Genomic DNA, 26,436 nt, shown 5'->3' with positions numbered 1-26,436 from the left:
TAAAGAGATGAGTCAACCAGCAGCGATTACCGATCGTAAACACACCCTCGTCTCGGCAGTGGATCAACTGGCTGTGAAACTCGTATCAACCAGCCATCAGATCCACGACAAACCTGAAATCGGAAACGAAGAGTTCTTTGCTTCAGAGACCTTGACCACCCTCCTTGCAGCCAACGGGTTCTCCATTGTACGGGGAGTCGCAGGTCATGAGACTTCCTTTGTAGCACGCAAACATTCAGGGAAAGAAGGGCCGGTCATCGGCTACCTGGCTGAATATGACGCCCTGCCTGGACTCGGTCACGCCTGCGGTCACAATATCATCGGGACGGCAAGCTGCGGGGCGGCCATCGCCCTGTCGTCCCTACTCGATGAAACAGGAGGGGAAGTGGTGGTGTTCGGGACGCCTGCCGAGGAAGGCGGTCCGAACGGAAGTGCAAAGGGGAGTTTTGTAAAGGCAGGCTTGTTTGAAGGAGTGGATGCCTGCATGATGGTCCATCCGTTCAACCGAACAACTCAGACAGGGAAAACCCTTGCGGTGGACCCGCTTGATTTTGAATTTAAAGGAAGGTCTGCCCATGCGGCAGCTTCCCCTGAAGACGGAATCAATGCCCTCGACGGCGTGATCCAGCTATTCAACGGGATTAACGCCCTTCGCCAGCACGTGACCGATGATGTACGGATCCACGGCATCATCACCCACGGCGGCGACGCCCCAAACATCGTTCCTGATTATGCGAAAGCCCGCTTCTATATACGCGCTGCAACCAGGGAAGCGTGCAATGAGGTCACGAAGAAAGTGAAAGCGATCGCTGAGGGATCGGCACTTGCCACCGGGACGAAACTGAATGTCATCAAAATCCAAAATGAAGTCGATCACTTTCAGCTCAACCGTCGCTTCGATCAAGTATTCCAGCGGTCCATCGAGTCACTGGGCGAATCCTTCGACGATACGGAACGAAAGGGACTCGGCTCATCTGATGCCGGAAACGTCAGCAGGGTGGTCCCAACCATCCACCCCTATATCAAAATTGGGCCAGAATCCCTCGTCGTTCATACGAACGAATTCAGGGAGGCAGCGAAATCCATTGAGGGTGATCGTGCCCTTGTGATCGGGGCAAAGGCACTTGCGTTGACGGGGTATGAACTGCTGACGGATAAGGGGCTTTTGGAGGGAATATGGGAAGAGTTCGGTTCAAGTAAATAAGGATGAAAAGACAGCCAAATCAGGGCTGTCTTTTTTGTGTAATTGATATGCGGAGCTTAATGGAGAATGTTTCAATTAATTAAGAGTGCTTGGTAAGCATTCTTTATGAAAAAGTCAAACCGGAACCGCCCCCGGATGATTCTGGCTATGAAACAAGGAAAAAGGTATGGCTACTAAAAAAATAATCCTTCCTCTTAAAATCACAAACATTTTCACTAATCATATACTAGTTACTAGGGGTGGTATTTTAAGGAGGGATACAATGAGAATGAACAGGAAGAAGCACTTTCTACGTAAGGAAAAGCTTTTTGCTTATGTAACTAACTTTGGGGATGATACTATTTCAATAATAGATACCAAAAATGATAAAGTTACAGGTACTATTCTAGTAAGAGAGCAACCAGATGGGATTACGATTTCCCCTCTACTTAAACATGCATATGTGTCCAATACGAATCATGACTCGGTTTCAGTTATAGATCTTTCTAGTCATTAGGTGGTCAATGAAATACCTGTTGGTGAGGGGCCGGTTGGCATAGCTGCGACTCCTGATGGCAGAAAAGTGTATGTAGCGAATTTCGGTGGTACAACAGTCTCAATCATTGATGTCTGTACGCAAACAGTGAAACATATAGAAGTAGGAAATAACCCATTTGATGTGGCATTTAGTCCAAATGGAAGAAAGGCTTATGTTGCTGTAACAATAAGTAATTTTGTTGCCGTAATCGATACAAAAAAAGAATCAGTGATAGACAGGATTCCTATTACGAATGGGGAATTCCCTCGAGACCTTGCGATCACTCCGAATGGAAAAAAGCTATACGTGGCCAATCGTGGGAGAGGTGAGCCCAGTACAGTTTCTGTTATTGACCTAAAGGGAAATGTAGTAACGAATACGATCAATGCAGGTATTAGACCGAATGGTGTAGCGGTTACACCAGATGGGAAGAAGGTTTATATCACTAATATTAGTAGTGATAATGTAACAGTAGTGAATGCAATGGATGACTCAATTAGTGCAACGATTCATGTTGGAGACGGTCCAACGGATGTTTGTATTTCCCCCAATGGGAAAAAGGCTTATATCACTAACTTTAATGCAGGGACAGTCTCAGTGATTTGTATTAAAACGAATATGGTTTTGACTACGATTACTACAGGAAAGCAAACAAGCGACTGTGCTATTTCTCCTTCATGTTTTCCTTTCTAAGGAAAACATGAAGCTTTAAAAAATCAATGGTAGTTGATGTTTTCATTTATTATTAAAAGTGAGGTTGATATGATCTCAACCCATGACAGAATAATTAACTATCAAATACACCTGTCGAAGGTATTTTCCAATCAATTAAAAGATTGCTTCACTCTCGAACCATTCGAACTCTATTTGTGATTCAGCAGGGGAGCGACTGTATAAAAAGAACATAGCGTTCGTTCCTGGCTCTATTATTAGCCGGCCATCAACTCTAAAACCCAGCTCTGTTTTTTGGGGGCTTAGGGCTCTGGTACCGACAACCTTTCCTCCTGAAAATGAACCTGAAACACTAGGGTTGAAGAGGATTTGTCCCACAGGTCTATGCTTGGAGGCCAGTTTCAGAACACTCACGTCTGATGATAGAGTTGGGGTTCCAGGCGGGTCAGCATTCACAACAAAATCTGCCGTCACAAGTTTAGTCGAAAAGTTTGTCAAAGCAAAAAAAGAGACATATAAATTCACATTAGAGTGTAACGGATTGACAAGCTGAGCCCATGCATTTTTACTAGCATTCGTCTTTAATACCCCGGAAGTTCCAGCGAACAACCTTCCTTTGGTACTTTGAAAGGCTGGATTTATAATGTCTACTTCTGGCTTTATTTCCATGTAAAGTTTACCTCCTTATAAGTCTACTTTTAAAATATATATACTTGAGAATAGTCATTATGCTTTTATACTAAGTAAAAGTTATAGGGATTTAAGCTGTTTATAGCATTGGGAGTAGAAGTTGGATAAAGCAAAGGTTTCCTAATACAAGGAAGAGGTTGATGCTTTATTTTCATTTATCTTTATTGTTTTTTAAAGAAGATTGAGGGAAAAGGTGATAATAAGTTTTAATATAAAATATTGCAAACGTTTACAAACATATGTTATTGTATGTGTAACCGGTTACATAATAACCAACCAAACGAACAGGAAGTGACAAGCGTGGCAACGATCAAGGATGTGGCGAGTGAAGCGGGGGTGTCGGTGGCGACGGTCTCCCGGGTGCTCAATGATAACGGCTATGTAGGAGCCGAGACGAGGAAGAAAGTGATGGGGGCGATCGAGAAGCTGAATTACAGCCCGAATGAGGTGGCGCGCTCCCTATATAAACGGGAGTCGAGGCTGATCGGACTGCTGCTTCCGGATATCACGAACCCTTACTTCCCGCAGCTGGCAAGAGGGGTCGAGGATGAAGTGAGTGAGGCTGGGTTCAGGCTTCTGCTTGGAAACAGCGACGAGAATATTCAGAAGGAACTGGATTATATCCAGACCTTCGTTCAGAACAATGTCGTCGGCATGATTTCTGCGACCAATCATGTAGAGCATGATCAGCTGTATAGTGAATTGAATCTTCCACTCGTCCTCCTTGACCGGACCACGGACAACTATCCGGCTGTCTATGCGGACGGCCGTAAAGGAGGACGCCTGGCGGCAAAGACCCTAGTTGAAAAAGGGGCGAAGCGGATCACCGTCATGAAAGGGCCGGCACACGTCAAGCCGGCACAGGACCGATTCCGTGGAGCCGTCGAGTACTTAAGCGGGACAGACGTCGAATTCACGGTGATGTCCACGACCTCGTTCTCCTTTGAGGACGCCAAAGGCTGGGCAGAGGAACTGTTCGCCACATACCCTGATACGGACGGGGTCATCGCAAGCAATGATATCGTCGGGATCGCGATTCTCCATGAGGCCTTGAGGCTAGGGAAAAAGATCCCTGAAGACGTACAGATCATCGGCTACGATGACATCCCCCAGAGCAGCCTTTCCTATCCGGCGCTTTCTACGATCAGGCAGCCGGCTTACGAAATGGGCAGGCAGGCCGCGGCACTTCTGATTAAACTGATAAAAAAAGAACAAGACATCGATACAACTGTTCAGCTTCCGGTTGAACTCATACAGCGAAGTACAACAAGAAAGGGATGAAGGAAGATGAAAAAAGCAAAAATTGCCGTGATTGGCAGTTCATCCATGGATCTGGTGGTGACATCAGCGAAACGCCCCGGTGCAGGGGAAACTGTACTGGGCGATAGCTTTGACACGGTACCAGGCGGAAAAGGAGCCAACCAGGCCGTTGCAGCAGCAAGGCTTGGGGCTGACGTTTACATGATCGGATGCGTAGGCGATGACCCTTACGGCCAAGAGATTTTAGAAAACTTTAAGAGAAACGGTGTTCATACCGACTATGTGGAACCGGTTACAGGTCAGAAATCCGGAACCGCTCATATCATCCTCGCTGAAGGGGACAACAGCATTGTCGTCGTCAAAGGGGCCAATGATCTTGTGACACCAGAATACGTCGAGAAAACAGCTGATTTCTTTAAAACATGTGATCTCATCATGATCCAGCAGGAAATCCCCGAGGAAACGGTCGAGTACGTGGCAAACCTTTGCAAAAAGATTGAAGTCCCACTGCTACTTAACCCGGCTCCAGCACGGAAGATTTCACAGAAAGTCATCGATGGTGCCAGCTACCTGACACCGAATGAACATGAAGCGGATGTGCTTTTTGATGGAATGAAGCCGTCAGAAGCGCTGAAACAATATCCTGACAAAGTCATCATCACCGAAGGAGCAGCGGGAGTCCGCTACCATAACGGAACAAAGGAAATCCTCGTTCCTTCCTTTAAAGTCGAAGTCGTCGATACGACAGGGGCCGGTGATACCTTCAACGCCGCATTCGGTACGGCCGTGGCTGAAGGACAGTCAATGGAAGAAAGCCTCCGATTCGCAAACCGCGCCGCATCCCTTTCCGTGACCGGATTCGGGGCACAGGGCGGAATGCCGACAAGAGACGAAGTGGAAAGGAAGCTGGCAGAATGAAGCGACATGGCATCTTGAACAGTCACATTGCAAAAATACTAGCCGATCTCGGTCACACGGATACGATTGTCGTGGCCGATGCCGGTCTCCCAATTCCGTCAGACGTTGTAAAAATCGACCTGGCATTGAAACCGGGAGAGCCATCCTTCCTTGAGGTGATTGAACTGTTAAAGGAAGAAATGGTCGTCGAAACCGTCACACTGGCAGAAGAAGTAGAAACGAATGCGGGGGTTCATAAACAGATGACCTCATGGTTTGACGGGACCCAGTATGTATCCCATGAAGACTTCAAGAAAGAAACCCATAAGGCGAAGGCCGTCATCCGCACGGGGGAAGTCACACCGTATGCGAATTGTATCCTTCACGCGGGAGTCATTTTTTAAAACAAAGGGGGTAGTAGCATGCAGATCAGCATGAAGAATATCCATAAAGCATTTGGTTCGAACAAAGTTCTTGAAGGAGTGGACATCGAGATCCAGCACGGGGAGGTCCATGCCCTGATGGGGGAAAACGGTGCCGGAAAGTCGACCCTGATGAACATCCTGACGGGTCTTCACAAGAAGGATCAGGGAACGATCACCATCGACGGGAAAGACAGGACGTTTGATGATCCGAAGCAGGCAGAGGAATTCGGCATAGCCTTTATTCATCAGGAGATGAACGTCTGGCCTGAGTTGACCGTCCTTGAGAATCTTTTCATCAATAAGGAACCGGTTACACAATTTGGTCTCATCAATATGAGAAAAATGAAAGCGGTTGCGAATGAACAGTTTGAAAAGCTGAACATTTCCATCCCCCTCACAAAAGAAGCAGGGCAGTGCTCGGTCGGGCAGCAGCAAATGATCGAAATCGCCAAAGCCCTTATGACGGATGCAAAAGTCATCATCATGGACGAGCCGACGGCGGCCTTGACAGACCGGGAAATCGATACGCTCTTCACCGTTATCCGTTCGCTCAAGAAATCCGGCGTGTCGATTGTGTACATCTCTCACCGGATGGAAGAGATCTTCACGATTTGTGACACCATCACGGTCATGCGGGACGGACGCACGGTGGATACGACGCCGATTCCCGAGACGAACTTCGATGAGGTCGTGAAGAAAATGGTCGGACGTGAATTGACGGACCGCTTCCCGGCCCGGGATCCAAAGCCAGGCGAAACAATGCTTGAAGTTCGAAACCTGACGAAAAAGGGACTGTTTGAAAAGGTAAGCTTCGAGGTCCGCTCAGGAGAAATTGTCGGCGTATCAGGATTGATGGGGGCAGGCCGGACGGAAATCATGCGCACCATCTTCGGACTCGACGGACGTTATGAAGGCGAAATCCTCGTGAACGGGAAACCGGTCACCATTAAAACACCCGATCAAGCGGTGAAGCTCGGTCTTGGATTCATCACCGAGGATCGGAAGGACGAAGGACTCGTCCTCGACTTTTCCCTGAAGGATAACATCGCCCTTCCAAGCCTCTACAGCTTCACGAAGAAGGGCTTAATCAATGATAAAAGCGAACAGGACTTTGTGGAAATGCTTATCAAACGGCTGACGATCAAGACGGAATCAGCCCGGACTCATGCACGGAACCTTTCGGGTGGGAACCAGCAGAAGGTGGTCATCGCCAAATGGATCGGGATCGGTCCGAAAGTGCTGATCCTAGACGAACCGACGAGGGGAGTCGATGTCGGGGCGAAACGGGAAATCTATCAGCTGATGAACGAGCTCACCGACCGTGGCGTCGCGATCGTAATGGTATCATCCGAGCTGCCAGAAGTACTCGGGATGAGCGACCGCATCCTCGTCGTCCATGAAGGGACCATCGCAGGAGAGCTATCAAAGGAAGACGCCACACAGGAAAAAATCATGACATTGGCGACAGGAGGTCACGCACATGAATAACGCACTCAAAACGAATCACGTCGGCAATCTAATGCAAAAGCTCGGTCCACTTCTCGGACTGTTTGTGCTGATTGCGACCGTATCCATCATCAACCCTAGTTTTCTAGAACCCTTGAACTTATTGAATCTACTACGACAGGTCGCGATCAACGCCCTGATTGCCTATGGGATGACCTTCGTTATTTTGACCGGGGGAATTGATTTATCCGTCGGCTCGATCCTCGCCTTATCCAGTGCCCTCATGGCAGGGATGATGGTCTCGGGAATCGACCCGATCCTTGCGATCCTGATCGGCTGTATCCTTGGTGCTGTGATGGGAATGGTCAACGGACTGTTGATCACAAAAGGAAAAATGGCGCCATTTATCGCCACACTTGCAACGATGACCATGTTCCGCGGTTTGACGCTCGTGTACACAGACGGTAACCCGATCACAGGACTCGGCGACAGCTATGCATTCCAACTGTTTGGAAGAGGATACTTCCTAGGAATCCCAGTACCGGCCGTCACGATGATCTTGACGTTCGCCATCCTGTGGGTGATCCTGCACAAAACCCCGTTCGGCCGAAAAACGTATGCCATCGGCGGAAATGAAAAAGCAGCCCTTATCTCAGGTATCAAAGTACCACGCATCAAAGTGATGATCTACTCATTAGCCGGCTTACTGGCAGCACTCGCAGGAGCGATCCTGACGTCACGCCTGAACTCAGCCCAGCCAACAGCCGGTACATCCTATGAACTCGATGCCATCGCAGCCGTCGTCCTAGGCGGGACAAGCCTGTCAGGCGGACGCGGACTGATCGTCGGAACACTGATCGGTGCACTCATCATCGGAACGTTAAACAACGGTCTGAACCTGCTCGGCGTCTCATCCTTCTTCCAAATGGTCGTAAAGGGTGTCGTCATCATCATCGCCGTTCTCATCGACCGAAAGAAAGCAGCGTAGGAGGGATACTATGAAAAAAGCATGGTTACTACTTATCAGTTTGTCACTCCTATTCCTGGGTGCCTGCTCCCTGCAGCCGCCGGAATGGGCGAAGCCAAATAAAAGCTCGAACCCGGAAGACATCAAAATCGGACTATCCGTTTCAACCCTAAATAACCCGTTCTTCGTCTCCATGAAAAACGGAGTAGAAGACGAAGCGAAAAAACAAGGCATGGAAGTCGTCGTCGTCGATGCCCAGAACGATGCTGCCAAACAAATCAATGACGTAGAAGACCTCATCCAGCAGGGCGTCAACGTCTTACTCATCAACCCGACAGACTCAGCAGCCATCTCAACCGCCGTCCAGTCTGCCAACAGTCTCGGCATTCCCGTCGTCACCCTAGACCGCTCAGCTGAAAAAGGGGACGTCGCTACACTCGTCAGCTCGGATAACGAAAAGGGTGGCGAAATGGCTGGAGAATACCTCGTCAAACAGCTTGGTGAAGGAGCAAAGGTGGCAGAACTGGAAGGTGTCCCTGGAGCATCCGCCACTCGTGAGCGGGGAGCCGGATTCCACAACATTGCTGATGAAAAGCTGGATGTCGTGGCCAAACAGACGGCAAACTTCGATCGTACCGAAGGATTGAATACAATGGAAAACCTGATTCAGGGAAATCCAGATATCAAAGCGGTGTTCGCTCATAACGATGAAATGGCATTGGGAGCACTGCAGGCAATTCAAAGTTCCGGACGTGATGTATTAGTCGTTGGATTTGACGGAAATGAAGATGCGATGACTAGCATTCGGAATGGTAATCTGTCTGCGACTGTCGCTCAGCAGCCTGAGAAGATTGGTCAGTTGGCCGTGCAGGCTGGGGCTGATGTGTTGCAGGGTAAGAAAGTGAAGGAGAAGATTCCGGTGCCGTTGAAGTTGGTGACGGAGGAGAATATAGAGGCGACAGAAGAATAAACTTGGTGGGAAGCTCCTTTCGTGTGTTTGTGCGGAAGGGGCTTTTTCTTTTGGATAGTGGATTTAAGATGAACAACTCAGGAATCTATAATAATGCAGATAGAATTAATATTCTTTTTGAGGAGGGGATTTCGATGATACTTACGAAAACGCATGGAGGAATTTACGATGAGAATGATTACTGGACTGTTCCATACATTGACATTCGACCAGACATTCCCAATGATAAAAAATCAGTGGCAGTTCATCATTTGAAGATTTTCGGGTCAAACCCTCGATACACGATTTTGAGCAGTCAGTGTAGAATCTTCCTGCTCAATGAAACAACTACATTTAGATCTAATGGGTCATACTCACGTCACATTTCCGATGTACCATAAACATAATAAAAACTTCTATTGTATTCAGGAAAACGTTCCTCAAGCAGATGAATCAGACAATGTGTTGAGTGCGCTATAAAGCAAATGAAGAAGATGCAGTGATATTATTTTTATTTCATCACCTATACTATAATGGTGACAATCGATATAATTCTTATTCCTGGTTGTACATAAAGATATTTTTTTAGAATGAGGTGTTATCTTGGCCACCATTTTAGTAGCAGATGATGATCATTTCATCAGGGAACTGATCGGGATCTATTTGAAAAAAGAGGGATATACAGTTGTAGAAGCAAACGATGGTGTAGAAGCTGCGAATCTTTTATCTGAGCGCACCATTCATTTATGTATCATTGATGTGATGATGCCAAATAAAAACGGCTGGGAGCTTTGTAAGGAAATAAGGGAGTTATATGACCTGCCGATTTTAATGGTTACGGCTAAGGGTGAGAGCGAAGATAAAGTAAAAGGCTTTCAGCAAGGGACGGATGATTATATTGTCAAGCCATTTGATGCACATGAGTTGATGATGCGGGTTAAAGCGCTGTTGAGAAGATACAAAATCAATACGGCAGATAGAGTAACCATTGGAAATGTCATCATCGATGCGAACAGGATGGAAGTGACCGTTAATCATGAGCCTGTCCTTTTTCCTTTAAAAGAGTTTCAACTCCTGTACAAACTGGCCAGTCATCCTGGTCAAGTGTTCTCAAGAGACCAGTTAATAGAAGAAGTTTGGGGAAGTGGTTTTGAAGGCTTTGATCGAACCGTCGATTCACATATTAAGAAAATAAGAAAAAAATTAAATCAACAAACGGCTTTTGATATCGTGACAATCAGGGGACTGGGCTATCGTTTAGAGGGATCGAAGGATGTTTAACACGTTATATGTCCGCGTTGTAGTCACATTCATTTTGGTTGTAGGAATAAGTTTGACAGCCGCTTTCTTTATCACTTTCAGCTATTATCAAGAACGTGTGTTAAATGAGTTGGAGGAAGAAATGATCCAGGCTGGCAAGGGGATCATTCAGTTACAGAAAACGATGGGACAAGAGAACCTTGAAGGCTATTTAGCGGGTATACCAGCCATGACGATAGCCCTCTATTCAGAAGATGGAGAAGTGAAGGTGTTTGGAAAACATACGGATGAACCATTGGCAGCCCCTTCTGACGTCCGGAAAGTGCTGAATGGAGGCGTGTATCGGGTGAAATCCACGGAAAAAAGGTTGTTAAAGAAAGTGACAATCGGTTTGCCATTTCAAGTGGAGGAAAAGAGATATGCGCTCTTTCTCAAGCCAAGAATCATGGATCGCATTGATGTTATTAAAGAGGCTCTGATTACCGTATTAATATATGTGTTGATGATTGGCAGCTTACTTTATTTACTGGCAGCTTACCTATTAGTCAATCCAATTAAAAAGCTGACCGCGTTGACAACCAAAATCGCAAAAGGTGACTTCAAGCAAATCAACTCCATTAAGCAAAAAGATGAAATCGGCGAATTGGTCAGAAGCTTTAACAAAATGACTACGGAACTGATGAAATTGGAAACGATGAGAAAAGAATTTATATCCAATGTTTCACATGACTTACAATCACCTTTGACATCGATCAGGGGATTTGCTGTTGCGATAAAGGAAAATGAGTTTTCAAAAGAACAGCGGGATCATTACTTAACCATTATTCAAAAAGAGAGTGAACGACTTGCAAAGCTGAGTGAGAACATATTAAAACTGTCCGTGTTGGAAAATAAGGATTCATTACTGGAGAAAGAAACCTTTCGCCTCGATCAACAAATCAGGCACGTTTTTTTAAGCCATCAGCCCCAATGGCTTGAAAAAAAACTTGAGATGGATTTAGAAAAGGTTGAAAAAGCAGAGATCACAGCAGACCGATTGCAATTAGAACAGGTATGGCATAATTTACTAACCAACAGTATCAAATATTCCAATCCCTGTGGCGAAATTAAAGTAGTGGTAAGGGAGATGCAAAACAAAATCCACGTTGTTTTTTCGGACACGGGGATGGGGATTCCTGAAAAGGATCTTCCGTCTATTTTTGACCGGTTTTACAAGGTGGACAAAGCAAGGGTCCGTTCAGGACAGGGCAGTGGATTAGGGCTGGCCATTGTTAAGAAAATCATTGACCTTCATGAAGGTGAAATCTCCATTAAAAGTGAAGTTGGAGCAGGAACTTCTATTCATATCGTCCTCCCGAAATAACGGCAAACTCTTCTATAGAGTCTGCCTTTTTTTTATGTTTCTTGGTCATATTCAGGGCACATTTCTCTTTTATAGTGAAATCATAATCGAAAGGAGACATGCGGAAGATGAAAAAATGGATTGATTTCAGCTTGAAAAATAGTGTTGCCATCCTTGTGTTAACAATCCTGGTGGTGGCAGCAGGTTTACTATCAACACATACGATTAAGTTGGAAACCTACCCTGACGTGGAGGTTCCAACCCTTATGATACAGGTGGGTTATCCGAACCATCCCTCTGAAGAAGTGGAGAAGGATATCACTCTGCCAATCGAGGAAGCGGTTGAACAACTGGCCCCTTATGAAGAATTAACGAGTACGACAGGGGCAAACAGTGCCATGATTCAAGTAAGCTATGACTTTGATGAAGACATGGATGAACGGGAACGTGATATTCAATCCGCCATCAGTAAGCTTTCACTGCCTGAAGATGCCACTCTTACGTATAAACGGTTATCAGCCAGTGCGAAGCCTATTTATCAAATTGCCTTTGCAGATGATGAATTATCAGCGTTACAAGATGATGTAACGGATAGTCTTGCACCACAGCTTCAAACCATTGCAGGTGTGAGTGACGTAACAGTCTCAGGAACCTCCGCAACCAAGCTTGTCGTAGATGTAGACGAAGAAAAAGCAGCTGAGAACGGGGTAACCGTGACAAGCATCATCAATGTGTTGAACGAGAAAAACCACGTGCTGCCGCTTGGAAGTCTGGATGAAGAAGGAAAGATCCCGGTTAGTATAGAGGGGGACATTTCCAGCGTTGAAGAGATGAAGAAGATCCAAATTCCTGTCCCTCAGCAAGGGAGCCAGCCCCAGCCTCAGAAATCATCGTTCATTTCCTTAAGTGATGTGGCTGATATCAAAGAAGTTGACGAACAGAACAGTATCACCCGGTATAATGGAAAACCGGCACTTTTGTTAAATGTAACGAAAACCCAAGATGGGAATACGGCTGATGTGGTTGAGCTTGTAAGAGAAGAGGTGGAAGACTTCAATGAATCGTATGACTATGAAGTATACACCATCACGGATCAAGGGAAAGAGGTAGAGAAATCCGTCAACTCCCTATTAAAGGAAGGCGGATTCGGTGCCTTATTTACAATCATGATCATCTTGTTGTTTTTAAGAAATTTCCGGGCCACGTTCATTGCCATACTGTCATTACCGATTTCAATATTAGGGACCATTGCCGTTCTTGACTATTTGGGATACTCCTTAAACATCATGACGCTTGGCGGGATGGCAGTGGCAATCGGCCGGATTGTCGACGATAGTATTGTCGTCATCGAGAACATGTTCCAATGGATGCATAAGAAAAAAGAGCTGTCAAAACGGGAGCTCATTCTAAACGCTACTAAAGAAGTCATCGGAGCGGTCACGTCGTCTACGGTGGCCACCGTTGTAGTGTTTCTGCCCTTGGCTTTTGTAGGGGGAATTGTAGGAGAGTTCTTTAAACCGTTCTCGATTGCCGTGGTGACATCGATTGTTCTTTCCCTGCTTGTAGCATTCATCCTCATCCCGGTATTGGCTTTGGCCCTTTTAAAAGAAGGACGCCATGAAGAGAAGCAGGGTTGGATTCAAAAAGCATACCACCGGTTATTAAAGGGTTCCCTGAACCATAAAAAGATCGTCATGGTAAGTGCTGCAATATTATTGGCCGGAGCTCTCTTCCTGGTACCATTCATCGGCAAGTCCTTTCTGCCAAGTGGTCCGGCAAGCGCGGTAGAGGCAGACATTGAACTTCCAGTGTCTACAACACTTGAAGAAACCGATAGGCTTGCAAAAGAAATAGAAGACATGCTCATGAAAGAAGCGTCCGTAGAGTACGTTCAAGGCTCTGTAGGATCCGTCAATAACACGAATCAATTAAAGCAAAAAGCATCGGCTGATTATAAAGCCACCTTCTTTATTCAATTAAAAGATGGGTACACCGTGACAACAGAACGAAAAGCCCTGGAAGAAGAACTATCTGCACTTGTATCAGCATCATACAAAGACAGCACCGTTCGAATGCAAGAGATACAGCAGGAAGGACCTCCATCTGGAAAGACGATTGACATCACCCTCTACGGGGAGAATGTAGAGGCTCTCCTCGATGCTGCCGATCAGGTAGGAGGTGCCTTACGTGAAAATGACCAATTAACGGATGTGTCCAGCTCTGCACAAAAGCTTCAAACGAAATACAAATTGGAATTAACAGATGAAGCCGTTGAACTAGGCGTCAATCAATATAGTATTCACCAGCAGCTAAAGGAAAAAATGAATGAACTGTCAGCGGGTGTCATGGAGGTTGACAGCAAAGAGCTCGAGGTAGTGGTAACATACAACGAGCTAATCCGTGACAAAGAAGAACTGGAAAATACGGAGATCCTCACACCGCAGGGACCAAAACCTTTAATCGAACTCGCAACGATCGAGGAACAGTTCATTCCAGCAAGTATTCAGCATAAAGACGGCAAACTTGCCTACACATTATCAGCAGAAAGTGCCAGTGAGGAGGTAGGAGCCGTCACGGAACAAGTAGAAAAAGATGTGGACTCACTACCCATCTCAGAAGAAGTGGAATGGGAAGTCGGTGGCGGACAAGACATGATGATAGAAGGATTCCGTGACCTTGGTCAGGCCATGATGATTGCCATAGGACTGGTGTTCTTAACGCTCACCATCACATACGGGGGAGTCATCACCCCATTCGTGATCCTTTCATCATTGATATTTATCCCAATCGGCTCTCTGGGAGCCCTCCTGATCACAGGTGAAACCCTATCCATGAGCGGAATGATCGGGATGCTGATGCTAATCGGGATCGTCGTCACCAATGCGGTAGTCATGCTGGACCGCGTAGAAGCCAATCGCATCAGCGGAATGACCTTAGAGCGTGCCGTCATTGAAGCCTGTACCACCCGCTTCCGTCCCATTCTCATGACGGCACTTGCTACGATCCTGGCACTCGTCCCACTGGCTTTATCCACATCCTCTTCAGGTGTGATATCGAAAGGGCTCGCCATCACAGTCATTGGCGGACTGACCACCAGTACACTGCTCACCCTTGTCTTCATACCCGTTCTGTACAGTGCAGTAGGGAAATGGAGAAGGTTATCTTAAACATGAGGTAGATTAAGTGCAAGAATGTTTCATTTTAAGAGGGGGATGCTGACTTGATTGAATACATCTCCAGTGTTCTTCTAACATATATGTATTAACTAACAGGCAGGATGAGCATTCTGCCTGTTCCTATAGGGGGGATCGTGATGAAGAAGTGGATCATCGTCAGTGTTGCCGTGATGGTGGTTTTATTGAGCAGCATGTATGTGACAAAGCCTACAGAGGATAAGTACGCAGAGTGGTTGTTAGGTGTTGTCAGTGAAAGAGTTGGTGCGAACCAACCTTTAGAGAATAAAACGTTGAAGGCGTTAGGGGAGAAAATGATTAAACGTAATTCAGAGTATCATGATTATGTTTTTTTTACTGTTCATACAACCCGATTTATGGGGAAGGAAATGACGTTTATTGGTGCTTATGGTTCTTTTGTGCCTGTTAGGAGGTAGAGGGGTAGGGAAGGAAGTGAGGGATATAGAACTTTTTCAACTTTCTATTTTCCTTATCGAGACAATAATCATTTAAATATAAAACTGTCTGAAAAATATTTGCCTTAAACCTGACTTTTTTTAGAAAGAAAATTCACCTAAGGGTATCCTTCCTCAGCCTATCTCCCTATATAAAAGTTGAATACCAATTGAATGAGGAGTGAATCAAATGAGTGGATGGAGAAAACTAAAACAAAGGATGTTGGATTTGGATACATTTGATCGCATAGAGGATCTTTGCCTGTATGTGTGGATTCTGTTGAATGCCAAGTATGAGGACAAGGTTCAGGTCGGGTGTGTGGTGCTTGGGGAAAGTCAATATGTCCCGTCGATCCGGAAGTTTTGGAGGGATATGTGGTTTTACAATGGGAAGAAGGTTGAAGAGTATTTTCATTCCCGGATTAAACGTTTGATTAAGCGGTTGGAGTCGGAGAAGTATGAGTATGGGTATGTGTTTACATTTAGGACGACGAAGGATTTCGCTTTTGGGGTATTATTTGAATTGGATGGGAATGTCTGTGAAAGAGGACTGGTGTGATGATTCCGGGAGTGACCAGCTTGATGATAGAGCTGATTCCGGAAGGTCTTCGTGCGGCGAAAAGCATGTGAATCGGGTACGGAAATAACTTGCAAACAGACTTAAGAACTTAGAGAAAGAATAGATATTAGAGAACACCACCAACATAGCGACGCTAAGGATGTAGATAGGGTGGAGGCGCTAATTGGACATTTGGTTATCAGGATGCATGTAATCATGATGTTTGAGTAGTTGATACGGAGGAGCTCTGGTTCGAACACTTGGAAGAGAATATTTTCTACTAGATGAAGAGGAGAGTTCAGGTCTATATCATCAATGGCTGATAAGGTCATTAGTTGAAAGTGCGCTTTTCCAGATTAATGTAAAAAGTCAAATTGGATCCGTCCCCGTTTAACCGGAGAAAAACCAAAAACGCACGGTTGTACCAATCAACAAGATTTGAACAAAATTCCATTTTACCTTGCAATAAAATAATTTGTCAATACTAAATTTGTATTTTTATCGAAAAAAAGGTATGATTATTATCTGGTGATTTTTTACATTGGACGATTAGTTAACTATCTAATTTGTTTCGAAGGGAAATTCAAACAGTTTTTGTGAGCTTTTTAGGCAATAGTACCCGAGTGTTTATACAAGGAGGACTAATATATTGAATTTAATCAATAAGAAAGTTACACATGAGCGGTTTGGTATGGGAAGCATCGTTAATCATAATGATACGGTAGTTGAAATCCATTTCGCCTCGGAAAATAAAAAATTTGTTTACCCGGATGTATTTGGACAGCACTTGAAACTACATGATAAAAGTGCTGCCAATTCACTTGAAAAAATATTACACGAGCAGGAAATGGAACGCAAAGAGGAAGAAATGCAGAAGCAAGAGGAAAAGGAACGGCAAAGAAAACACCAGGAGCTTCGAATGGGTCATGAAAAACGTATGAAAAATCATAAACTTCATCCCGAATCGCAGATGGTTTACCGGTGCGATACAGAAGAACAGAGTAGCTCCTTTTCAGATTGGACGGTTTCCTCTGGTGAAATAAAAAGTGGTAATAATAAGGGTAAGCCAAACAAACCCAGTCGCTTACACCAAAACAGTGCGGTCCTGCTGACAGCGGTCGATCCCGGCATGCCCGAAAAAGACAGACGGATATTAGGAGTCTATATGGTGAAGGATCATTTCATCGGTAAACTTTGTGAAGATGGGAATATTCCTGCCCATTCCCATTACAGACTCCAACTTTCAGACGAGGAATCGAAGCAGATGCCTTTTTGGAAGTACTATGTCAATGAAAAATCCCCTCAACAAACGACTTGGAATACAGGTAAGTACCGTTATTTTGATAATTCGTGGATGGCTCAGATTTTGCGCGACATCGTTTCATTGAAAAGTGACACGGAGGAACAAGAGTTGGCACAACAATTTCTGGACCACTTCTTTAAGGTGAATCAAATAGTAGAGCAGGAGTTAAAAGAGCCGAATGGAGCATTATTGCGTGCTTAGATAAGAACAGTAGGGGAGCTGGCACATTTAAGGTGAGTGTGTTAGGTTCAATGCGAATAGTGTTAAAAAAGGGACAAGGCGGCCGCCTTGTCCCTGTTGGTGTTTTTTGGACACCTTACTTGTTCCTTCGTCTCGCTTTTTACCTCAGCCCTCATTTTATATTGGGATGACCCTCGGTACAGTGAAGCGTCAATGAGCTGGGGGTCTGACCCAATTCTACTGCGCTTACCTTAAGGGAGGCTTTTTTTATTTCATTGAAGGGTTTTTGTCTTATTTCTAGAATTTGTAATATTATACAATTATTTTGTCGGAGGGGAAGATATTTTGGCTAAAAAGAAGCGTAAAAAGAAGAATAATAATAGAAAGAAAATAAAAGATAATTATAGTATGCAAGAGATGGAAGCAAACATGAAAGGTGCGAAAGAGTTAGGGGATTTATTTAAAGTTGCAGAACTTCTAGGATTAGGCACTTCAGTTAATCAAGAAGTATTCCAAAATGCAGAGACTATTCATAAACAGTTTAAAGAGTTGGTAAATACGGTAGATAAGTTTAACAACTTTTTCGCTAATAAAGGTTGGATAGCGTATGAAACACTTAGTTTTGAATTAATGAAAAAGTGCGTAAAACTTGCTGAAAGTGGTAAGTCAAACGATGCCGAAAAAGAGTTAATCAGTTATTTTACTGATAGAGAAAATGTAAGCTTTCTTGCTACACGGTTAAAAAGTATAGAAGAATTTAAGCCGAGAAGAGAACTGTTAATGAACGCTTTAGATGATCATTTTAGCGGTAGATATTACGCTAGTGTGCCGTTGTTTTTAATGCTTATTGATGGCTTTGTAAATGAGTTTGAACGGTATGGGTTCTTTGCTGAAAAAGTAGATCTTAACGTATGGGATACAATCGCAGCTCACGAAAGCGGGTTAGGTACTGTTGCTAAAATCTTTGGTAAAAGCCGTAAAAAGACAACTAACGAAGAAATTACACTACCCTATAGGAACGGAATATTGCATGGTAGGGATCTAGGTTACGGTAACGTTCAAGTATCCTCGAAAGCCTTAGCAACTCTACTGTCATTAGCAGATTGGGCTAAAGGAATTAAAGAAGGTAAAAAGGGTATTACGAAAGATTACGTACCGCCAACAATAGAGGAATCAAGTGAACAAATAGCTTCTGCGTTAGAGTTATGGCAAGAAAGCAGAAAAGAAAGAGAGTTTATGGACAATTGGAAGCCTCGGGAGGTAGCCGTTGGTGTAGACATTCCTTTAAACGGTGACTTATCTGAATACGGTGAAGACACACCTGAAAAAGCCGTTATAGAGTACCTCGGTTATATACAAACAGGCAATTACGGAAACCTAGCTAAAATGACTACTAAGATGTTTGGTAAGGGGTTGGCAGATAAGAAATTAGCAGGCAAATTACGTGTATTGTTTATCGGTAAATCACTAATTAGTTACGAATTGGTGGGCGTAACAGATAGTGCTCCTGCTATCAGTGAAATTGAAGTTAAATTAACATTTGACATTAACGGTAAAGAGGTCGAACATACTCGTGTATTTAGAGTTATTTACGAAGATGAGGACAGCAATCCAGTTGCACGTGGTTATAAGAAAGCGGACTGGAAGGTAATGTATAATTATCAAGATATAGAGTTCATCGAATTTATCGGGGAAAGAAACAGTTAATGTAAAGTTCCAATGATACCCGTATGTAAGCGCTAAAATATTGGCGGATTTTAATGAAGTCTTAATTAGAGTTGCTTATGAAAGAGTTTCTAAATTAAAGGATCTAAACATCAGAGCATCATTAATTCATCAGACTAATTTGGCAATAGTGCCTAAATTTGAAAATGGTCAAGATTTAAGAGCTGAATTTATTGACCTTTATCAAGTATTTAGAGAAAAAAGGTCAAGCATAGAGTAGTTTAAAACTAAAATAAAAATGTACTGATCAGTATTTCTTAAAGGCAGTCCTTTTGGATTGTCTTTTTATTCATCTGAAATATTGGGGTCTGACCCTCGGTGCGTTGAAGTATTAATGTACTGAAGGTCAGATCCCAATTTTCAATACTTAACTCCAAGAGCACTTTCAAGGCAATGGTTGCTTGTGTACAATCGCAACCAATGGAAAAAATTATAGATCCGTCATGTGGTACTGGTGGTTTCTTTTTAGCAGCCTATGATTATATTACTGAGAATTATGAGCTAAATCGAGAAAAGAAGGAGTTTTTAAAGAATAAAACTTTTATGGAAACGTAATAGTTGCTCTTACATGTAGACTGTGTTTAATGAACATGTTCCTCCACAACATTGGTGAAATTGTCGGGGATACTTTAATTTCTTCTGCTACCCCAGAAGAGAGATGGCGTAAATTCACTTACGAAGAAATTATTTCAAGAGATAAGACAAGTCTTGATATATTTTGGCTTAAAGATAAGGGACTTACCCATTTAGATAATCTTCCAGATCCAGACCTCCTAGCATATGAGATTATTGATAACATTGAAGGTTAAACTCTAGTTCAGTTGATAAATAAGAATTTTCTACCAATAAAATAAATTAATAGGAGACACTCAATTTGTATGTCTCCTATTAATTTAATTTACAATTATTTCTATAAAAGTATACAATTGAAATATATAATTTAAATGTAATTGTTTAAATAGATATTCACATAGATGTTTAGAATCACGTGCAATGCTCAAAAGTTGATTAGGGGTGAAAACATGAAAATTAGTAAAATTGCAACTCCAGCTTGGAATAGAGAAATTGAGGAAACACTTACGCCACATAAAGATTCTTTTGAGTTTGAGGGTATTCAGAAAAACAACCTTTAGAGCATTATGAATGGTGGAAAATTCATGAAGATAATGAAACCTTAGGTATTGGTTGGATAGATTTTCATCAAAATGTTTTTGGGAAAACAGAAGGTGAGATTTCACTTTGTGTAAGTAACTTAAATAGAAAAGGAATAGGCAGTAACTTATTACTCTTTCTTGAAGAGGAGATAACAATAAGAGAAATAGAAGTAACTTCAGTTGTAATTAAAAAGAATAATCCTAAATATGATGAAGTTGTAAAATGGTTTAAAAAGAAGGATTATGTTATTGAGCAGGAATTATCACCTGATACATATATGATAAAGAAATGAAATAGAGTAGAGAAAGCTATTTTAAAAAGCTACTTAACAGGGGACGATATTTAATTAGTTAGAGGTGATAATTCGTTAGGAAAATGTCACCTCCCCTCATATTGACACTTCACGCACATTTATTTTTAGGAGGAAGTTTATTTGGATGATCAAGATTTTAGTTTAAAAGAATACGAGCTATTTATATTCAAACTTATAGATCATTACTTAGAGATAGAAGAATATAAATCCTATCTAGAGCAAAAGCAAGAACAAATTCAGGAGGAAGTAATAAAATTTATAACGAATTATAGGAATGAAGAAACCCTCATTACAAGATATGTTACTGCAGAACTATCAAAAGACAAGATTATAAAATTTAATAGTTCTAAAATGCAAGAGGTTATAGAAATTTTAAATGAAAACAATTTATTGGATAAATTAAAATTAATTGAGGGAAAGAACCTTATAAGGATTTTAGCAGAGGATAATGAAACATTAGATTCCTATAAAAATTACGTTCTGAAAATAAATGAAAAGGAAAATAAGCAAAAACTTATAACGTATTTAATCAAACATAAGAAATTGGATAGATTAAAGCTTGATATTAATGAGCTAATGAAAGAATTTGGATATAAGTCTGATGCATATTCCGAAACACAGAGACGTGTAATTGAGGAGATATTAAAGAAATTTGGAGAAGAAAAGAAAATTATAGTAAAGAGGAGGTAATCTATTTTTGAGATATATAGTACTAAATAGGAGTGGAGAAGAAAGTTTATTTAGAAAGGCTCTACACGAGGTGCTGAATACTAATGGTGATAGAATCATTTTAGGTTATGGCTATTTAAAAGAGGATATAGCCAAAAGAAATGATTTTATTCAATGCCTAAAACAGGGTTTCGCATCATCTGATAAAAAAGAGATAATAATTGTAGGAAATAATCAAGAAAACTACAGTTCATTTATAAAATCAGCAAAGCATATAAGTAAGGAAATCCCTGAAGCAGACATACAAGTACTTATAAAAAAAGTGAATAAGCATGGTTTAAGGCAATACCATAAGAAGCTAGCGATTAAGACAAGAGGTGGACATGCTGTATTATCGTTATTAGGTAGTAGCAATTTATCATCTGCTACATATGATGATGGGCCATATAATCAGGAAGTTGATATTTTACTCTGGAACAGTTTTATTGTAGATGAAATATCAGAAGAAAAACTACTAAATAATGTAAAAAAGTCTACTTATTTAGAGAAGTTTAAAGGTCTAAGGAAATTGGATTCCTTTTTGCAATCTTTTAAGATTGATTTAGATTTAGACTTTGAATTGGAAGACATTATAGAAGAAGTGAATTGCTATAGTAGTAGGGATTTTGAAATTAAATTCATAAGTGCAAATAGTATAGCAGATGTTACTCAATATGAACTAAAAGGAATAATTGACTCAACAACTGATATGGATGTAATAAAAGAAGTTCTTTTATACTTATATAACTATACCAGAAAGAATTTACATACCCCTTCAAATGTTATGTATTTTAATGATAACTGTGAAGCGTATAAACAAATGATAAATAAACGGGATAAGACTTCTATTAAATATGCTATTAATACTTGTACTGGACACCTACGTAATACACTTATTTACAATAAAATAAAAGGAGATACTGTTAATCTCTTTCAAAATTTATTAAATCTTCTTTAAACTCAACTCATCAAAGTACAGAAAGAGTATTGAACACATTGTAATTAGTTTTTTGAGCATTTATTTGTAATTAGCTCTATTAGTTTAAAATCGTTTAAATTGAAATTCACAAGATACAGAGGCTAACATTTTACTAACGAAATCCCATAAAAAACGGTAAAATTCTGTTTAAGATGTTACAGTAAGAATATAGCAAAACTCAAATATACCCTACTTTACTCACATATCGTTAAAGATATTGCACACCGGCACCTAAGTGGTGCCATGACGTGATAAGTGCCTAAAACCATTGATATGAATAGATTTGTGAGTGGTTTGATAGCGAGATACTAACACTGAAAAAAATAAAGAAAGCTTCATAAGATCTTGAACTTATATGAAGCTTCTTCTTTCATTTCTTCCGTGGGGTGTAGTTATAACATTTTTTGTGATTTGATCATTAGAATGTCCTAACCGATTCATAATCTGTTCTAAGAACAAACTTAGCTTCGGCAAGAAGTGATGTATGCGAATACCGTAATGAATGAGGTGTCAATTCTAATTAGTCTTATCATTCTATTTTGAAAGGGCTTAAAAATAGAGGGATATCTGTATCGAATATTGGGGTCAGACCCTCAGCAGGTGCATAACAGTATGCAGCAGAAGTTTTCCGATTTAGTGGTTACGATACTTACAAAGATGATGCTGAAGAGGTAAATAAAACTTGCTTTAATGAAGACTTCATAATGGAGTCTTTTTTTTATTAGATATATTCAAAGATTGCCCATTCTTGTACTTTATAAAAAATTAGAAATAAATGGTATAATAATATTATTGCATATATTGATAAGGGGGATTCATATGAGCCAGTTGAATGATATTTTTGATAGATTATTTGCATCTAAAATACCAACTGAAGTAATTCTTCAGTCTCAACAGTTTTCCGTATTTGAAAACTTAGCAAAAAGTCATGATATAGAACAAGTAAGACCACCTATTGAGGAGTTGAGAAGTCTGTTTGGGAAGGAAAAAAGTATTTTTTCTCGTTCTATTGGTACCCATCCAGATTTTTCGGATACATCGATACTACCACATCATCAATATATTTGCTCCATGTTTTTAGATATCTCTGGTTCAACAAAATTAGGATTAAAATTCCCACTTTCTAAGGTAAGGTTATATAAGAATGCTATATTATCTTCAGCAATTGAATTATTTCAAGCATTTGATGGTCATATACATCGTTTGCAAGGAGATGCTGTTTTTGCTTATTTTGGACATAAGGAAATGAAAAAAAGTGATGCAATAATAAATGCTTTAAATGCAGCATCATTGATGCAATCCTATAATAAGCATACATTGAGCAAATTTTTTGAGGAAAATGATTTGCCGCCTCTAAGAATTAGAATAGGAATTGATATTGGTGATGACAGCGATGTTTTGTGGTCAGTATATGGAATTGATAATGTTACAGAAGTAACCACAACAAGTATTCATACAGATTTAGCAGCAAAATTACAAAGCCACTCGCCAAGAAATAGGATTATGATTGGTGAAAATGTTTATAGATACCTTGATTTGACAGATAATTTCTATGATGTAAAAACTCGTACTGAGAATGGTGAAACAGTAGAAGATAAATACGTGTTAAAAGATACAAAGTCATATTCATATTATCAGATGAGGGTTTTTAATTGGGAGAAGTATCTTGACTCATTTTCGTCCATACCACAATCAAACAGCAAGGGCCGAGTCTATAGTTCTCCAAGCGATTTTGAAATAATCTGTAGTGTAAGAAAGGATGAAGATGAGCCTTATGAGAGGTATTTCCAAAGTAGTTGCTCTTTGGAAAAAGAAATGTATTTAAGATTTGAATTGCTTAATCATGTTTCAATGCCAATAGGAAATATAAAGTGGAAGGTAGTAAACTATGGAACTGAGGCAGAACAGTCCAAAAGTGGTCTTGAATATTTTATGGAAAAATCTGAAGGTGAATATGTTTGTGAACAATCAACGGCATATACTGGCATGCATTTTATGGAGTGTCATATATATAATTATAACGGTAACTTAATTGCGAAAGATAAGTTTGGTATATTTATAAATGATGAAATAAGAGAACTAAGAATACTAGGTGTACCGGAAAGTGGGTGAAAGAAATGGAAAAAGGAGATTTTGCTAAGCACCATAACTCATATCTAAATGATTATATTAAATTTGCAGATGCAAAAGCACTTGCAATTATTACAATAAATGGATTAATTATTAGAATCCTTTTTGGCTATCTTACCAACGACTTGGGTGTGACGAAATATTTCTTAACTTTGTTATCTTGTGTATTGCTACTAGTTGCTATATTTATTGCAGTATTGGTAGTGTATCCAAGAACTTCAGCAAAGAATTCAAAGGGACTAATATTTTGGGAAAATGTTAGTTCTATGGATAAAGAGGATTACATGATGGAATTAAAGCAAATTAAGGAAGTAGACTTGTTAGAAAAAGTGGTTGAACAGAACTATTTTTTATCTAAGACTGCTACAATGAAATATAAAGTTCTCAGAAAAGGATTTTGGTTTTCTGGTCTTGGATATGTTGGTTTAACAATAGCAGGGCTATTTTGGGTATTTGGTGGTTAAAACCAATGCCTTTTTTAGAATAATGGGATTTGACCCCCTGCCCGGTAAGCAGATGAAGCTAGGATCTGATCCCGATTTTCTCACTCATTACTTTTGGGTTACTGAAGAAGAGGTGTGAACAGGCACGAATGGGTAACTGAGTTGGAGCTGCAATATATCGATCAATTGAAGGTGTAAGGTAAGATCTCTGAAAAAGAGTACGAAACCCGAAAAGAAGGATTGATATAGGAGAACTAACAATAGGTTACAATCCATATAAAGAGAAAATAGTGAACCTTATATGCAGGTTCACTATTTTTCCTTAACCAAGTTTCTGAACAGGATTCTGTTCTTCCATCCTACCCCTTATTTTACTAATAACATATATAATAGAAGTCATAATAAAACAACTAAACCCCGGCGAAAACGAATCTGGTATCACCAAATAAACCACCATCCCAAATACTAAAACAACTAAAGCCTCACGATTACAATTCGCCTCCCCACTCGCAAGTCTCACCAGCGCACTCTCAGAAATTCTCCCTTTCCGAATAACCAAATAATCAGCCACCACAATAGCCGATATCGGAATAATCAGGATCCCCAGATAAGAAATATACTCCTGAGCATTATAAACCAACTGCGGAAACGAACTTAGAATAATTCCGGCAACACTGAACAATAGAGCACTTTGAATCCGCGATAAGGAAGGCAGTGCATTAAGCAAACTATATCCCCCTGTATACGCATTGCTTAAGTTAATAGAAATCATCGACACCATCGCACAAGCAGTAATCACCAAGAGAAACAAACTGGAGTCAGTCAGCTGCCCAGCTGCCACGAATGGATTCAGATCCTTGAACAAGCTGGCACTCATTCCTCCGAGCAAGGCGGTCATCATAAATCCGACGACGTTTCCTCCATACAGTCCCCAGTATCCGTGCCGATCACTCTTGCTATACCGGGTAATGTCGGAGGAAGCACTCACGCCCGAGATGTATTGGACGAAGACGAGGCTTGAGTAGAATAGGAACGTTCCGATGGAAAAGGGTTCCTGGCCTTGGCTTAGGGTTGTGAGGGAATCAGCTCCTTTTGTCAGGAACAGGTAGAGGATGATTCCCTGGCCGATCACGAGTATCGGGATGAATAGTTTCGTAGCTTTCTTGACGGCTTCGAAGCCGATGAGGGCCAGAAGGGCCATGATGATGGCGAGTCCGATGGCGACTGGTATGAATGGTATGGTGTACGGTGTTACTTTTTCCACCATGGAGATGATGACGAAGGTTCCTCCGATGGTTTGGACGCTGAACCAGTAGAGGGACGTCAGGGACCGGATGGGGGATGCGATGAGCATCGACAGCCGGGTTCCGATGATGGACCGTAGGACGTATTGGGCGGGCAGGCCGTAGCGGGAGCCCGGTAGAGACAGGAACGATACGAATAGGAAGGCGACGCTTGCTCCGAGTACGGTGGCTGTGAACGCTGCCTGAAAGGATAGTCCGCCTTCCAGGACGGCCAGTGCCGGAATGAGGAAGTTTCCTGCGTTCACGGAGAAGGCGAGTTGCATGATGAAGTATTCGATCCATGTGGTTGATTTTAATTGGGTTGGGACCGTTTCAAGTCCGAGTCTTTCGATCATGGGTTGTTTCATGAAAAAGTCTCCTTTGGGTATACTAGGATGCAT

25 protein-coding genes are annotated in these 26,436 nt (G+C 41.7%); 23 read left to right on the top strand and 2 right to left on the bottom strand.

Features of this window, described 5'->3' with window-relative positions:
* Positions 1-7 precede the first annotated feature (7 nt).
* The 3 genes from ACXAF2_RS06550 (at position 8) to ACXAF2_RS06540 (ending at position 2,414) form a co-directional block, all read left to right on the top strand.
* A complete protein-coding gene (locus ACXAF2_RS06550; RefSeq protein WP_475137873.1) occupies positions 8-1,204 on the top strand; it encodes a M20 family metallopeptidase in 1,197 nt (398 codons plus the stop codon).
* A 166-nt stretch (positions 1,205-1,370) separates the two neighbouring features.
* Positions 1,371-1,700 carry a YncE family protein gene (locus ACXAF2_RS06545; protein WP_475137872.1) on the top strand — a complete coding sequence of 110 codons (330 nt, stop codon included), beginning with the start codon at positions 1,371-1,373 and terminating at the stop codon, positions 1,698-1,700.
* Entirely contained in the window at positions 1,701-2,414 is a 714-nt protein-coding gene (locus ACXAF2_RS06540) for a YncE family protein (protein ID WP_475137871.1), read from the top strand. It abuts the gene before it with no gap.
* 135 nt (positions 2,415-2,549) lie between these two features.
* Here ACXAF2_RS06540 and ACXAF2_RS06535 read toward each other — a convergent pair whose 3' ends face one another.
* The gene (locus ACXAF2_RS06535; protein ID WP_475137870.1) at positions 2,550-3,062 is read right to left on the bottom strand and encodes a DUF6143 family protein; all 513 of its coding nucleotides are present in this window, start codon (positions 3,060-3,062) and stop codon (positions 2,550-2,552) included.
* A gap of 321 nt (positions 3,063-3,383) precedes the next feature.
* Here ACXAF2_RS06535 and ACXAF2_RS06530 point away from each other — a divergent pair, with 321 nt between their 5' ends.
* The 20 genes from ACXAF2_RS06530 to ACXAF2_RS06435 all read left to right on the top strand — a co-directional run bounded on the left by ACXAF2_RS06530 (position 3,384) and on the right by ACXAF2_RS06435 (position 24,773).
* Positions 3,384-4,364 (top strand): LacI family DNA-binding transcriptional regulator, encoded by a 981-nt coding sequence (locus ACXAF2_RS06530; protein ID WP_475139127.1) that lies wholly within the window; start codon positions 3,384-3,386, stop codon positions 4,362-4,364.
* 6 nt (positions 4,365-4,370) lie between these two features.
* Positions 4,371-5,261 (top strand): ribokinase, encoded by an 891-nt coding sequence (rbsK, locus tag ACXAF2_RS06525; RefSeq protein WP_475137869.1) that lies wholly within the window; start codon positions 4,371-4,373, stop codon positions 5,259-5,261.
* Complete coding sequence (rbsD, locus tag ACXAF2_RS06520; protein WP_475137868.1) at positions 5,258-5,644, top strand: D-ribose pyranase; 387 nt, start codon at positions 5,258-5,260, stop codon at positions 5,642-5,644. The genes rbsK and rbsD overlap by 4 nt, the downstream gene beginning before the upstream one ends.
* Positions 5,645-5,662: 18 nt before the next feature.
* Entirely contained in the window at positions 5,663-7,153 is a 1,491-nt protein-coding gene (locus tag ACXAF2_RS06515) for a sugar ABC transporter ATP-binding protein (RefSeq protein WP_475137867.1), read from the top strand.
* Positions 7,146-8,099, top strand: a complete 954-nt coding sequence (gene rbsC, locus ACXAF2_RS06510) for a ribose ABC transporter permease RbsC (RefSeq protein ID WP_034756545.1) — start codon at positions 7,146-7,148, stop codon at positions 8,097-8,099. The genes ACXAF2_RS06515 and rbsC overlap by 8 nt, the downstream gene beginning before the upstream one ends.
* A gap of 10 nt (positions 8,100-8,109) precedes the next feature.
* Complete coding sequence (gene rbsB / locus ACXAF2_RS06505; protein ID WP_475137866.1) at positions 8,110-9,048, top strand: ribose ABC transporter substrate-binding protein RbsB; 939 nt, start codon at positions 8,110-8,112, stop codon at positions 9,046-9,048.
* Positions 9,049-9,182: 134 nt separating this feature from the next.
* Positions 9,183-9,428: a hypothetical protein gene (locus ACXAF2_RS06500; protein ID WP_475137865.1), complete on the top strand. Its 246-nt coding sequence runs from the start codon at positions 9,183-9,185 to the stop codon at positions 9,426-9,428.
* A 202-nt stretch (positions 9,429-9,630) separates the two neighbouring features.
* A complete protein-coding gene (locus tag ACXAF2_RS06495) occupies positions 9,631-10,308 on the top strand; it encodes a response regulator transcription factor (RefSeq protein WP_475137864.1) in 678 nt (225 codons plus the stop codon).
* Positions 10,301-11,650 (top strand): sensor histidine kinase, encoded by a 1,350-nt coding sequence (locus tag ACXAF2_RS06490; protein WP_475137863.1) that lies wholly within the window; start codon positions 10,301-10,303, stop codon positions 11,648-11,650. Before ACXAF2_RS06495 ends, ACXAF2_RS06490 begins: the two co-directional genes overlap by 8 nt.
* Positions 11,651-11,757: 107 nt before the next feature.
* Positions 11,758-14,796 (top strand): efflux RND transporter permease subunit, encoded by a 3,039-nt coding sequence (locus ACXAF2_RS06485; protein ID WP_475137862.1) that lies wholly within the window; start codon positions 11,758-11,760, stop codon positions 14,794-14,796.
* 146 nt (positions 14,797-14,942) lie between these two features.
* Entirely contained in the window at positions 14,943-15,239 is a 297-nt protein-coding gene (locus ACXAF2_RS06480; protein WP_475137861.1) for a hypothetical protein, read from the top strand.
* Positions 15,240-15,447: 208 nt separating this feature from the next.
* On the top strand, positions 15,448-15,816 hold the full coding sequence (locus tag ACXAF2_RS06475; protein WP_475137860.1) for a hypothetical protein: 369 nt from the start codon (positions 15,448-15,450) through the stop codon (positions 15,814-15,816).
* Between the two features lie 649 nt (positions 15,817-16,465).
* Positions 16,466-17,320: a malate synthase gene (locus ACXAF2_RS06470; protein ID WP_475137859.1), complete on the top strand. Its 855-nt coding sequence runs from the start codon at positions 16,466-16,468 to the stop codon at positions 17,318-17,320.
* A 324-nt stretch (positions 17,321-17,644) separates the two neighbouring features.
* Entirely contained in the window at positions 17,645-19,006 is a 1,362-nt protein-coding gene (locus ACXAF2_RS06465) for a hypothetical protein (protein ID WP_475137858.1), read from the top strand.
* Positions 19,007-19,417: 411 nt separating this feature from the next.
* Positions 19,418-19,579 (top strand): N-6 DNA methylase, encoded by a 162-nt coding sequence (locus tag ACXAF2_RS06460; protein ID WP_475137857.1) that lies wholly within the window; start codon positions 19,418-19,420, stop codon positions 19,577-19,579.
* A 29-nt stretch (positions 19,580-19,608) separates the two neighbouring features.
* On the top strand, positions 19,609-19,833 hold the full coding sequence (locus ACXAF2_RS06455; RefSeq protein WP_475137856.1) for a hypothetical protein: 225 nt from the start codon (positions 19,609-19,611) through the stop codon (positions 19,831-19,833).
* 779 nt (positions 19,834-20,612) lie between these two features.
* Positions 20,613-21,182 (top strand): hypothetical protein, encoded by a 570-nt coding sequence (locus ACXAF2_RS06450; RefSeq protein ID WP_475137855.1) that lies wholly within the window; start codon positions 20,613-20,615, stop codon positions 21,180-21,182.
* 7 nt (positions 21,183-21,189) lie between these two features.
* On the top strand, positions 21,190-22,158 hold the full coding sequence (locus tag ACXAF2_RS06445; protein WP_475137854.1) for a hypothetical protein: 969 nt from the start codon (positions 21,190-21,192) through the stop codon (positions 22,156-22,158).
* A gap of 840 nt (positions 22,159-22,998) precedes the next feature.
* Positions 22,999-24,291 carry a nucleotide-binding domain-containing protein gene (locus ACXAF2_RS06440; protein ID WP_475137853.1) on the top strand — a complete coding sequence of 431 codons (1,293 nt, stop codon included), beginning with the start codon at positions 22,999-23,001 and terminating at the stop codon, positions 24,289-24,291.
* Between the two features lie 5 nt (positions 24,292-24,296).
* Positions 24,297-24,773 carry a Pycsar system effector family protein gene (locus tag ACXAF2_RS06435; protein WP_475137852.1) on the top strand — a complete coding sequence of 159 codons (477 nt, stop codon included), beginning with the start codon at positions 24,297-24,299 and terminating at the stop codon, positions 24,771-24,773.
* A 301-nt stretch (positions 24,774-25,074) separates the two neighbouring features.
* Here ACXAF2_RS06435 and ACXAF2_RS06430 read toward each other — a convergent pair whose 3' ends face one another.
* Positions 25,075-26,403, bottom strand: coding sequence for a purine-cytosine permease family protein (locus tag ACXAF2_RS06430; protein ID WP_475137851.1), 1,329 nt, complete (start codon positions 26,401-26,403; stop codon positions 25,075-25,077).
* Positions 26,404-26,436 lie beyond the last annotated feature (33 nt).

It is taken from the genome of Rossellomorea sp. ABR4_004, assembly GCF_056159585.1.
Note: the sequence above shows the minus strand (reverse complement) of the source record. Positions and strands in the feature narration are given on the sequence as shown.